This is a genomic window from Paenibacillus chibensis (assembly GCF_004001045.1).
GTDB lineage: Bacteria > Bacillota > Bacilli > Paenibacillales > Paenibacillaceae > Paenibacillus_AQ > Paenibacillus_AQ chibensis.
In genome coordinates, this window is record NZ_BIMK01000008.1 from 1 (window position 1) to 12,591 (window position 12,591).

Here is a 12,591-nt window from a genome sequence, read left to right on the forward strand (position 1 = left end):
AAGTGGAGGCTCCGACACTTATACTTTCTGATCTATTAAAAAAACAGGCTCCCTTACCGGGCAGCCTGCTTCCTGTTATTTTTTGCACGCTATCTGCTAACGCATCGGATAAGGCGCTCCTTTTCCTTTCTGGTAACCGTTCCAAAGCGGAAAAGGAATTTTGCCTGAACGCTCCAATCGAGTAGCCTCCTTAACGGAGTCAAGGGGGACCAGCGGCAAGTTCTGTAAAGCAAAAGCGTGGGAGGATTGACGCATAAGATGACGGCTCCTTCGGGTACAGGCTGATGTCTATACGATCAGCATGCCCGTTCTCCCGATTTTCTATGCCGTCGTTTTGCTGTCGATGATCAGCGTGACCGGTCCCCAGTTGGTAAAGGTGACGTCCATCATTTCGCCAAACCGTCCGGTCGCCACCTCCAGGCCTTTGGCAGCCAGCTCGCTGTTGAAGCGTTCATAGAGCGCCAGCGCCATATCCGGCTTAGCCGCGGCCATAAAATTGGGACGTTTGCCCTTGCGGCAATCGCCGTACAAAGTAAACTGCGATACGGATAGCACGCCGCCGCCCACATCCGTGACGCTGAAATTCATTTTGCCTTCCGCATCTTCGAAAATGCGCAGGCCGGCCACCTTATCGGCCAAATACTGTGCATCCTTTTCCGTATCCTCATGGGTTACGCCAACAAGCACCATCAATCCTTGACTGATTTGGCCTGTAACTTCCCCGCTAACGGTCACTTTTGCTTCCTTGCAGCGTTGAACGACAACTCGCATGATGCTCTATGGACTCCTTTGTCATGAAAACTCGGCGATTACTGAATAATCCGGTGTACGGTATACACGTCCTTCACGCGTTTGATCCGTTCTACTACCGAATGCAGATGATCGGTATTGCGGATCAGAATCGTCATATGAATCAGCGCCATTTTATTTTTATCCGACCGCCCGGTAACAGCGGAAATATTCGTTTTGGTCTCGGAAACCGCTTGAAGCACCTCATTGAGCAGGCCATTGCGGTCATGCCCCGTGATCTCGATATCGACGCTGTAATTCGCTTCGATTTCGGTCTCCCATTCCACTTCGATCACGCGCGCCGCTTCCTCGCCGTCTCCCGAAGCCGGGATATTCGGACAGTCGGCCCGATGGACGGAGACGCCGCGTCCGCGGGTAACATAGCCGACGATATCATCGCCCGGCACGGGATTGCAGCAGCGTGCGAAGCGGACAAGCAGGTTGTCGATGCCTTTGACGCGAACGCCGTTGGTCGGACGCTTTCTGTCGGTTGCGACCTTGATTTCCTTTTTCTCCGAAGTCAGCTCGAGCAGGCTTGCTTCTTCCTGCTCCTTCCGGAGACGCTCGGTCAGACGGGTACAGATCTGTGCCGCCGTAATGCCGCCGAAGCCAATGCCTGAAAGCATGTCGTCCACGTCGTTAAACGCAAATTTCTTCGCGACCTCCAGCAGCTTGTCGTCCGTCGTCCACTCCGATGGATCCAGCCCCCGGCTTTTCAGCTCGCGCTCGATCATATCGCGGCCCTTTTCCACGTTTTCTTCGCGCTTTTCCTTCTTGAACCACTGCTTGATTTTGCTTCTTGCATGAGAAGACTGCGCGATTTTGAGCCAGTCTCCGCTTGGTCCGTACGAGTGCTTCGAGGTCAGGATCTCGACGATATCGCCGGTTTTCAGGCGATGATCCAGCGGTACGATCCGCCCGTTCACCTTGGCCCCGATCGTGCGATTCCCGACCTCGGTATGAATGCGGTAAGCAAAATCAAGCGGCACGGATCCGGAAGGAAGCTCGATAACCTCACCTTTCGGCGTAAACACAAATACAAGATCAGAGAAAAAGTCCATCTTCAGGGATTCCACAAACTCTGACGCATCCTTCGCTTCATGCTGAAGCTCCAGAATTTCGCGGAAGAAGGTCATTTTATTCTCGAAATTGCCTCCCGGGCTCGTGCCTTCCTTGTACGCCCAGTGTGCGGCGATACCGTATTCCGCCGTACGGTGCATTTCCGTGGTGCGGATCTGCACTTCGGTCGGTTCCCCGTTTGGTCCCACGACGGTCGTATGCAGGGACTGGTACATGTTCGCCTTCGGCATGGCAATATAGTCTTTAAAACGGCCGGGCATCGGCTTCCAAAGCGTATGGATAATGCCCAGCGTGGCATAGCAGTCCTTGATATTGTCCACAATAATGCGAATGGCAATCAAATCATAAATCTCGTTGAACTGCTTGTTCTTCGTCGTCATTTTATTAAAGACGCTGTATATATGCTTCGGTCTGCCGGACAGATCGCCCTCGATCCCCATCTCATCCAGCTTCTCGCGAATGCGGGATATGACGGTGTCGACGAACTGTTCGCGTTCCGCGCGTTTTTTATGAATCAAATTGGCGATCCGGTAATACTGCTGCGGATTCAAGTAACGAAGCGACAAATCCTCCATTTCGCTCTTGATGGCCGAAATACCGAGACGGTCCGCGATCGGGCAAAAAATTTCAAGTGTTTCATAGGCAATTCGCCGCTGGCTTTCCTCCGACTGATATTTCAGCGTTCGCATATTATGGAGCCTGTCGGCCAGCTTGATGACAATAACCCGGATGTCCTGCGCCATCGCGATGAACATTTTTCGGTAGTTTTCGTTCTGCTGCTCTTCCTTGGAACGGAATTGGATACGCTCCAGTTTGGTGAGCCCGTCAACCAGCAGCGCGCAGGCATTGCCGAACTTATCGCGGATTTCCTCCAGCGATACGGTCGTGTCTTCAACGACGTCATGCAGCAGCGCGGCCACGATGGAGGTCGTATCCATCATGAGGTTCACGACAATATCTGCAACCGCAAGCGGATGCAGAATATAAGGCTCGCCGGATTTGCGAACCTGGCCGTGATGGGCTTGATCCGCGAAATGATAGGCTTCCCGGATGCGTTCCAAATCTGGCCCTTTTATATAGGCTCCAGCCTTTTCAAGTAATCGCTCTATGCCCATTCTAGTCGTTTCCGTTTCCCTTCTATATGAAATAGAACCCGCTGACATTCATCTTTAGCAGGTTCCCTGGTCAAACAAGATTTTATATAATTATGACGCTTGAATGGCTCTACGTCAATATTTCTTGCCAGGAACAGGAAGGGCGGACGGCAACAAACTTCACTTTTTAGCAAATCCCGAACATTTATTAAAAAAATGATTGAAAAATGTCGGTTTCTTGGCTAATCTAGATTGAATGCAATTAACGATACGAAAAATATTCGATTTGGGAGTGAGCTCATTGCAACGCGAAATTCAAGTCAATGAAAGGCTGCCTTTAGGTCCGGGATTCCTGCTCAGCCTTCAGCATCTGTTCGCCATGTTTGGCAGCACGGTACTCGTGCCTAATCTGTTCGGCGTGGACCCCGGCATGATTTTGCTTATGAACGGAATCGGAACGCTGCTGTACATTTTGATTTGCCGCGGCAAAATCCCCGCCTACCTCGGTTCAAGCTTCGCCTTTATTTCTCCGGTACTGTCTGTACTCGCTGGAAGCACCGACAACTACCCGCTTGCTCTTGGAGCCTTCATCGTCACCGGTGTCATCTTCGTCGCTGTCGGACTGATCGTTCAATATGCCGGAACCAAATGGATCGACGTCGTTTTCCCGCCCGCAGCCATGGGTGCCATTGTCGCTACCATCGGACTTGAACTTGTACCTGTCGCAGCCGGGATGGCCGGCATTATTCCGAAAGCAGGCGCTGGAGAGGACTGGTTCAATTCGAATGCGGTCATTCTTTCCATGACAACGCTGGGCGTAACCGTCATCGGAGCGGTGCTGTTCCGCGGTTTCCCCAAAATCATTCACATTCTGATCGGTATCGTGACCGGATATGTCCTGGCTTACTTTATGCCGGGCATGATCGATAAAGGTGCCATTGCCGGTGCCCATTTGCTCACGGTACCTACGATTACGACACCTAAATTCGAGCTTTCGGCTATCCTTACGATCATTCCCGTATCCCTCGTCGTCATCGTCGAGCATATCGGACATCTGCTCGTCACGAGCAACATTGTCGGCAAGGATCTCTCCAAAGATCCCGGCCTGAATCGCTCCCTGCTGGGCAACGGCATATCTACCATTATTTCCGGATTCGTGGGATCTACCCCGAATACGACCTATGGCGAAAATATCGGAGTCATGGCGCTTACCAAGGTCTACTCGGTGTTCGTCATCGGCGGAGCCGCCGTGATCGCCATCGTGCTTTCCTTCTCCGGCACCTTCTCTTCCGTGATCGCCCACATTCCGGAGCCGGTCATGGGCGGCGTATCGCTGCTGCTGTTCGGTGTCATCGCCGCATCGGGCTTACGGATTTTCGTAGAGCAGAAGGTCGACTTCTCCAAACCGACCAACATGATCCTGGCCACGATCATCCTTGTCGTAGGCATCAGCGGCGCCCAGCTGAAATTCGGCAACGTAGAATTGAAGGGCATGGCGCTCGCCACGATCGTCGGGATCGTTCTCAGCCTGTTCTTCAAGCTGATCGAGGTTCTCGGACTGTCCAACGATAAAGACGATGAGCTCGTCGAAAAGATTCCTGACTAATATCCAAAAGGCAAAGAGCCGGACAAGCTCCTGAGATGGAGCTTCCGGCTCTTTGCCTTTTCAATGTATCAGAAAATAGCTACGACGGCCCGCCCGGATGATAGCGCACACGAAGACCCACTTCAAAGGTCCGGTTCCAAGGCATATAGCAATCGATGACCTCGACCCGCCCCCAGCCTCCGTTGATCCGTTTCTCCAGCTCGGCTCCGAGGCGCTCCTGTACGAGCCTGGAAACCTCTCCGCGCTGCCCGTCGAGCTCGAACTTGCTGAGCCCCATCGCTTCGACCTCTCCCTGATTCAGTGCCATCCTGACGACCGAGCAATAGCACAGATCCTCCGCGTAACGCAGCGATAAGAAATCCAGGTGCTGCGGCGTTCGGCCATATTGGAGATACAGCATGGATTGGGATATGACCGTTCCCAGCGTATTCGAGCTGGTGTTCCAGCCGGCATACCCGGCAAGCTCAAACAGCATGCCTTTCTGCTTCAACAGCTTCAACAGCTTGTGATCCGCGCCGTTCGCATATCCGACATCCGCAACCGCAACCGGTTTTCCTTTATGGCGGAGCATGTAATCCCCGTATTCCACCAGCTCGATAATGTTGCGGTACACATCGTAGCTGAAGAAGGGATGCTGCTGCGAATCGGCTTCCATCATCGTTTCTCCCGGCGTGTTGACCAGCAGGATCAGATCCGCTTCCTCCGCCGATGAGGCCACAAGCCCGCCTGCAGCCAAAATTTGATACTTCAGGCTTTCATAGAAAAAACGATCCTCGTATAACGGCGTCACGAACGGACCCTGTACCGCAGCCATCCGCGGATAGACGAGCGGCGTCTTGCGCATGCCTTCATTGACCATTCTCGCGAGCAGGGTGCACCCTACTTCATCTGCCCCCGGATACATGTAGGTTCGCAGCTCCAGATCCCGATCGGAGATCATCGCCCGCACCTTCTCCTGATCTTTGGCCGTATGTCCGAACGGCGCCGAGTCATCCTGCGGGAAGATCATAAAATCGATCAAGCCCTCCGCGATCAGCTCAAGCACGTCATGAATGACGGCGATATTGACGGACCTGCGGCGCATATAATCATCGATGATTTCCTCCGGCAGACGGCGCCCGATATCCGCGAGCTCCTCCAATTCGTCCATGGAGGCAATCCCCAGCTCCGCACGGTGGCTGATGTAGCCTTGGAGGAAAATCTCGCGCCCCCAGTCTCCGTAATAGTCCGGCTCCTCGTCAGCGATCGAATACTGCGGACAGCGCATCAGGAGCTGAAACGCGAAAATCCGGAGCTTCGGGTTGATTTGCTTCAGCCGCCGAAGCTTCTGCAAACGTTCCGCCACCTGCGGATGCTCCATCGCATGGAGTCTTGAAGGAATAATGCCGCCGTACAGCAGCGTATCGAGGGCTACAATGGCTCCGTCCGCATCCCCGCACTCTTGTTCCAGCCAGCTCCAGAGTCTGTCCGTATCCCCCGGTTTCTTTTTGAGTCCCATCATATCCTGGGGCGGACGTGCCAGCTGGATCCCGGTTCCCTGTGCAAGCAGATACGGGAATTCATAATTGCACGGCCGCTCATCCAGCGGAATAAAAGCGATTTTGCTCAGCTTTTCCATCCTTGTCGGCTCCCTTGTCAACATAAAGTGAGTTGCAGCTCCTTGTTCGTTTATGTGCTCCGCTCATCCTTTAACGGCACCCGCAATGCCTTCCATATAGTAGCGCTGCGTGAACAGGAACACGATAATGATCGGCAGCACGGAGATCATCGTTCCCGCGGCAATCCAGCCGAAATTATAGGAGAACTGCCCGTTAAGGAAAGTCAGCGCCGCGGCGAGCGGATATTTCTGCGGATCATCGAGCACGACGATCGGCCACAGGAAATTGTTCCAGAACGCCATCATTTCCAGGAGCGAAATGACCGCAATCGCAGGCTTCACGAGCGGCAGCACAAGCTGCCACCAGATCCGGAACTCGGAGGCGCCGTCCATTTTTCCCGAATCCCGAACATCCGGCGGAATGCCGAGGAAGGTCTGGCGCATGAGAAAAATGTTAAAGACCGATACGGATGAAGGCAGAACCACAGCCAGAAACGATCCTCCCAGATGCAGCCACTGAATGGTCAGGTAATGGACGATCATCGCCGTAGAGGACGGGATGATCATCGTCGCGATCAGGATCGTAAACACGAGATTCCGGCCCTTAAAACGGAACGTAGCGAGCGGATATGCTGTCAACGATGCCAGGAGCACGTTAAATATAACGCCCATGACCGTGATGACCACCGTATTGTAAATATATTTCGGGAAGTTCATGAACTGCCATACCTTCACGTAATTATCAAAATCGATAAACGTCGGCAGGATGGCCGGCGGATTGGCGAAGACGTTTTTGCCCGGCATGAGCGATACGCTGAGCAGCCACAAGAACGGTCCCATCATGAACACGGCCAGCGCCAGCAGCAGAATATAGACGATGGTCAACCGGATTCCGGCAAGCCATGCCCTTGAATGATTGGTTGCTGTTATCAATACGGATTGACACCGCCTTTCTGGTTGAACCGGAATACAAGCACGCTGAGCGCGCCGATCAGAATGCTGACGATCAGCCCGAGCGCGGAGGCATAGCCGAAGTTAAACTGCTCCAGCCCCTTTTGAAAAATGTACACGCTCGAGGTCAGCGTCGAGGTTCCCGGGCCGCCCTTGGTCAAAATGTATACTTCATCGAAGACCCGGATTGCGCCCATCAGCGAGATCAGCGTACAGAACAGGATATGCGGCCGCAGCAGGGGCACGGTGATGCTCCAGATGACCCGCCAGCGGCTCGCGCCGTCAACTCTGGCGGCTTCGAACAGATCCGATGGAATTCCCTGCAGACCGGCCAGATACAGCATCATGTAATAACCGAGGCCCTTCCACATCGTAATGAACATCAGCACGAAAAGGGCCGTGCTGCTCGTGGACAGCCAGGCGACCTGGTCACTGATTAATCCGAGCTGAAGCAGCAAGTAATTGACAACCCCATTGCTGCTGAGCAGCCAGCTCCAGATCAGGGCAACGGCTACCATGGACGTCACGACGGGGATATAATACGCCGTTCTGAATATTTTCACCCCGGGAATTTTGCCGTTGACCAGAATCGCCATCAGGATCGAAATGATTTGTATGATCGGCACGATGATGACATAAAGCAGCGAATTCCATAAAGATATCAAAAAGTTCTTATCATGAAATGCCTTCACGAAGTTATCAAAGCCAATGTAATGCGTTTCGGAAATGACGGAATAATCGGTAAAGGATAGCGGAATCCCGTAAATGATCGGCCAAAACACGAACACGGCAATGAGAATCAGACCCGGCGCCATAAACGCCCAAGCAGTATAGGATTCCGACCACGCCCATCTCTTCATGGTGCACTCTCACCGTCCCCTTGTCTTAAATCTGACGGCTCACAAGCCGGCACGTTACTTTTTCAGCACCTGGTTCACTTCCTGCTCCATGGCGTCCAGCGTAGACTGAATATCGGCGTCGTTCAGCATGATCTTCTGCAGGCCTCTGGCAATCGCGGAATTAATATCCGATGCGTTCGGCACGCCGACCATATAATCGACCGCTTTATCCAGGCTGTTGGCGGAAGCGATCTTCGCTTGGGATTCCAGGGTATTGTCCGAATCCGTAAAGAACGGGTCCTTGATAGACTCTTTCGTTGACGGGAGCGTATTCGCCGCCTTGGAGAAAGCCGTCTGGTTGGCCACATTCGTAATGAACGCCGCGAATTCCACCGCTTCCTTTTGATGCTTCGATTTGGCAGGAACGACCACGTCCATACTGTTGGACAAGCGCACATCGGCTTTACCCGTTGGCATCGGAACGGCGATCGTGTTCTTGTACACGTCCGGAGCTGAAGTTTTCAGGAAGTTGATGAACGTCGGGCCGGCGATTTCAAACGCGGTCTGCTCGCTGGAGTAGTACTGAATCTGTTTGGTAAAAGGCACGTCTTCTTTCATGATGACGCCGTCTTCGATTTTCTTTTTTGTATTTTCCAGCATCGTTTTCGTTTCCGGCGTATTGAAGACCGCCGCGGACTTGTCATCATTCAGAATTTTGATTCCCTCTTTCGGGAACAGGTTCGCGACCCACTGCGTGGAATATCCCGTTTTGCCCGTTTTCTCCTTCACCTGTTTGGCCCATGCGACCAGCTCATCCTGCGTTTTGGGCGGATTAGCCGGATCCAGTCCGGCTTCCTTGACGATTTTCGTGTTCATGAACAGCACTTCTGTGCCTGTGTACCACGGCAGGGCATAGGCTTTTCCGTCAATGACCGTAGAATTGAATATGCCGTCAAAATAAGATTGCTTCTGCTCGTCTGTCAGGAATTCGTTCAGATCCACAACCGCTCCCTTGGAACCCATCTGGCTGGCGAATTCCGTGTTCAGGTTGACCACGTCCGGACTGCTGCCGCTGGCGATGCTCGTGAGAAGCTTGTTGGTCACGGCGTCATAAGGATAGTCCTTCCAATCAATGGTCACGCCCTCATGAGACTTCTGATAATCGGCGATCAGATTGTTGAAATAATCCGTAAAGGTGGGCTGAAGCGAAATCGTCCAGAACTCCAGCTTGACCGGGCCGCTTTTGCCGCTTCCCTCCTTACCGCCTCCGCAAGCGCTTAACATGAAGGACAGCATCATAACCGATAATAAAGCGAATACCATTCCCTTTTTGCTCTTTTTCATAATCTCGGCTCCCTTGGCATGATAATGAAAAGATTTTATCCAATTCAAGCAATCATAAAAACGGATAAATCCGCTAATAAACCGCTTACAAGGGAAATTATAGCAAAGTTTCCGGAAATAAAAAAGATATTTTTCTATATTTTTGTATATCGTGGAGTTTTCCTCCATTTTAATGCTCTGCATAATAATTTTCATCATCAAGCAAGCTTGTACCAGGCAGATCGCCTATCGCAAACAAAAAAAATACCTTCAGATCGATAGACGATCCAAAGGTATTTATTTCCCGGGAAACAACCTCCGGGGACATAAACATTTGAAAGATTAATCTTCGTATGTCATTAAAGAGAACACTTCAACTCCAGGCAGTTTAGCGCGTCCGTTCAACGCTGACAGCTCGATCAGGAACGCCGCTCCGACCACATGGCCTCCAAGCTTCTGAACCAGATCGACCGATGTAGAGATCGTTCCGCCTGTGGCAAGAAGATCATCGGCAATCAGGACATTTTGTCCTTTGCGGATCGCATCGGTATGCATGGCAAGGCGATCCTTTCCGTATTCGAGATCATAACCAACCTCGATCGTTTCGTAAGGAAGCTTGCCGCTTTTGCGGATCGGTGCAAAGCCGACGCCAAGCGCATAGGCCAGAGGAGCTCCAACCACAAAACCACGTGCCTCGGGCCCGGCAATGACATCGATTTTCAGGGCGGCGACCATAGCTTTGAGCTCATTGATCGCTTTTTTATAGATTTCCCCGTCCTGAAGCAATGTCGTAATATCTTTAAAGCTGATACCCGGCTGCGGGAAGTCAGGTATCACCCGAATGTACTCTTTATAATCCAACATAATCTCCTCCTAAAAATTATACAAAACGGTCATGCGTTTAGCTGGCACCCTCCAAGCGGGATATCATCCAGCGGGTACACTGCGAAGTCCCTGCATAAACCAGATGCTGTTCCATTTCGGCCAGGCTGCCCAGCCTGGAAAAATGAATGGAGCTGCTAAGCTCGCGCTTCGGCGGCTTCGGAATCACCACGATCATTCCATCGCGGCGTTCAATAAACGACAGCTCTTCAAATACGTCCATCATCATTGTGATCATGCGCAGGCTTGCGGCAGACTGCTGACTGAGTCTGATTAACGCCTCCTGCTCCCGGATCGGCTCTGCAGCCATCCGCATCAACAAAACATACAACAGTTTAAATTGATCGCGATTCGGGATCGTCAACTGGTCCACTTCTTTTTGTCCCGAATGAAGAAGGAACAAATTGGAGAGGTTCGTGAACGAAGCGAGCAGCATGTCGAGCTGGTCCGCAGATTCCGGCACATGAACCATGAACAGTGTGGTGATCTGATCTGTACCATACGTATGAGCGGCATCGTTATATGCCAAAATTCCAGCCTTCTTATCATATACCCAAAGAGTACAATCATTCAATTGCAAATTAGGCGAAATCTCGAGACTCGGATTAAATACAGCTGCGATATGCCTAGGTTCCATCCTCATATGAGGCGCAACCTTATCGTATACTCGCTGTATTTCACCCCAGGGATCCTTGGCATCCCGTAAATCGAATACCTGCGGACCTGTAATTTTCATATCCTGCAGCATCAGCTGGGGCTTTCTCGATCCGTTCCACTCGTTCACGGAAACTTCCCCGAGGATATCCAGGGTCATGCCTTCTTCCAACAGATCCGCCAGATCGCCCCGGCCGAATGCAACGGCTTCGATCCTTTTACCACCCTGCCGGAGAACGAGCTTCAAATGCTTTCCGTCTTTTCCCATCTTGCGTATCTCCGCCAGCTGGGTTCCCCGGAATACAAGCTTGGGAACGGGATTGGACATGCCAAAAGGAGCCATCATCTCCAGCTCGTCAATGACGTTCAGCGGAACATCGGACAAACTCCACTCCCCGTCTGTAGGGGTAACGGGAATATAATCCTCCTCCGTCATCACCTGCTTGGCAAACGCGTTAAGCGCAGCCTCGAATGCAGGAACTTGATCACGGTGCAGACCCATGCCGGCTGCGGATGGATGGCCGCCGTAATGATCCATGAGCTCTTTGCAGGAAGTCAGTGCCTCATAGATGTCCAGCCCTGGTATGGATCTGGCCGATCCCTTGCACATCCCCGTTTCCGGATCGATGCCCAGAATAATCACCGGACGGTAAAAGCGTTCCAAAATTTTCGAGGCCACAATGCCGACGACCCCCACATTCCAGCCCTCGCCCGCAAGCACGATAATATCCGGTACCATTCCATTATTCATCTTAAGATCCATCTGAGAGAGAGCCTCCTCGACGATCGCTTCGACAACCAACTGTCGCTCTTTGTTCAACTCATCAAGTGCATGGGAAAGGCGCTGCGCCTCATCCATATCTTCCGTCGTCAACAGCGCTACCGCCGAGCCCGCATGATCCAATCTTCCGCTGGCATTGATTCTTGGTGCCATGCCGAACGCAACATTAATCGAGGTTACCGAGCTGATCGTAATTCCGCTCACTTCCATAAGCGCCTTGATGCCAGGAAAGGAGGTATGCCGCATGCTTTCTAGCCCGCGGCTGACCAGAATGCGGTTCTCCCCGGTTAGAGGCATCAAGTCCGCGATTGTGCCTATGGCTACAATTTCCGTCCATTCGATCGGAGGTTCCTTCAATACGGCCTGCGCCAATTTATAAGCGACACCGACGCCTGCCAGACCTTTAAAGGGATAAGGACATCCCGGCTGCTTGGGATTAATCAGCGCGTAAGCATCGGGCAAAATCTCCGGGGGCTCATGGTGATCCGTCACGATGACGTCCATCCCTAACGAGTTGGCGTAAGCGATCTGCTCAACGGCGCTAATGCCCGTATCAACGGTAACGACCAGGGTAACGCCTTGCTGATGCGCCCAATCCAGTGCATGGTTATGCAGTCCGTAGCCTTCATTGGACCGGTGCGGGATATAAATGTCATAGGATGCTCCCAAGTAACGCATGAAGTAGATCATCAGCGAAGTACTGGAAACCCCGTCCGCATCGTAATCCCCATAAATCAGAATATGTTCTTCATTCTCTATCGCCTGCTGAATGCGGGGAACCGCCTTCTCCATGCCCAAAAGCAAATAAGGATCATGAAGAGACTCCATGCTTCCATTCAGAAACATTCCCGCTTCTTCTGCGTTGCTAATGCCCCTGGAGGCGAGCAGCGACGCGGTCAGCGGCGAGACAGAAAGCGTCTCGGCCAGCCTCCGTGCCGTATCCTCGCTAACCGAGGGAGCCTGCCATGAATATTTCGATTCAAACAATCGTTTTC

9 protein-coding genes are annotated in these 12,591 nt (G+C 52.2%); 1 reads left to right on the forward strand and 8 read right to left on the reverse strand.

From position 1 onward, the window contains the following. Positions 1 to 321: 321 nt before the first annotated feature. Complete coding sequence (gene dtd, locus PCH05_RS08475) at positions 322 to 771, reverse strand: D-aminoacyl-tRNA deacylase (RefSeq protein ID WP_127601950.1); 450 nt, start codon at positions 769 to 771, stop codon at positions 322 to 324. A 38-nt stretch (positions 772 to 809) separates the two neighbouring features. Next, the gene (locus PCH05_RS08480; RefSeq protein WP_127601951.1) at positions 810 to 2,984 is read right to left on the reverse strand and encodes a RelA/SpoT family protein; all 2,175 of its coding nucleotides are present in this window, start codon (positions 2,982 to 2,984) and stop codon (positions 810 to 812) included. 280 nt (positions 2,985 to 3,264) lie between these two features. On the opposite strand from PCH05_RS08480, the gene uraA reads away from it, so the two are divergent. Next, positions 3,265 to 4,569 carry a uracil permease gene (uraA, locus tag PCH05_RS08485; RefSeq protein ID WP_127601979.1) on the forward strand — a complete coding sequence of 435 codons (1,305 nt, stop codon included), beginning with the start codon at positions 3,265 to 3,267 and terminating at the stop codon, positions 4,567 to 4,569. 79 nt (positions 4,570 to 4,648) lie between these two features. On the opposite strand, the gene PCH05_RS08490 is transcribed toward uraA, so the two are convergent. The 6 genes from PCH05_RS08490 to recJ all read right to left on the reverse strand — a co-directional run bounded on the left by PCH05_RS08490 (position 4,649) and on the right by recJ (position 12,583). Beyond that, entirely contained in the window at positions 4,649 to 6,187 is a 1,539-nt protein-coding gene (locus PCH05_RS08490; RefSeq protein WP_127601952.1) for a DUF4127 family protein, read from the reverse strand. A 63-nt stretch (positions 6,188 to 6,250) separates the two neighbouring features. Next, positions 6,251 to 7,099, reverse strand: a complete 849-nt coding sequence (locus PCH05_RS08495; RefSeq protein WP_246049416.1) for a carbohydrate ABC transporter permease — start codon at positions 7,097 to 7,099, stop codon at positions 6,251 to 6,253. After that, entirely contained in the window at positions 7,096 to 7,977 is an 882-nt protein-coding gene (locus PCH05_RS08500; protein ID WP_127601953.1) for a carbohydrate ABC transporter permease, read from the reverse strand. The genes PCH05_RS08495 and PCH05_RS08500 overlap by 4 nt, the downstream gene beginning before the upstream one ends. A 54-nt stretch (positions 7,978 to 8,031) precedes the next feature. Then, a complete protein-coding gene (locus tag PCH05_RS08505; RefSeq protein WP_127601954.1) occupies positions 8,032 to 9,300 on the reverse strand; it encodes an ABC transporter substrate-binding protein in 1,269 nt (422 codons plus the stop codon). 321 nt (positions 9,301 to 9,621) lie between these two features. Beyond that, positions 9,622 to 10,140 carry an adenine phosphoribosyltransferase gene (locus PCH05_RS08510; RefSeq protein WP_127601981.1) on the reverse strand — a complete coding sequence of 173 codons (519 nt, stop codon included), beginning with the start codon at positions 10,138 to 10,140 and terminating at the stop codon, positions 9,622 to 9,624. A gap of 40 nt (positions 10,141 to 10,180) precedes the next feature. Then, positions 10,181 to 12,583: a single-stranded-DNA-specific exonuclease RecJ gene (gene recJ, locus PCH05_RS08515; protein ID WP_127601955.1), complete on the reverse strand. Its 2,403-nt coding sequence runs from the start codon at positions 12,581 to 12,583 to the stop codon at positions 10,181 to 10,183. Positions 12,584 to 12,591: the final 8 nt, after the last annotated feature.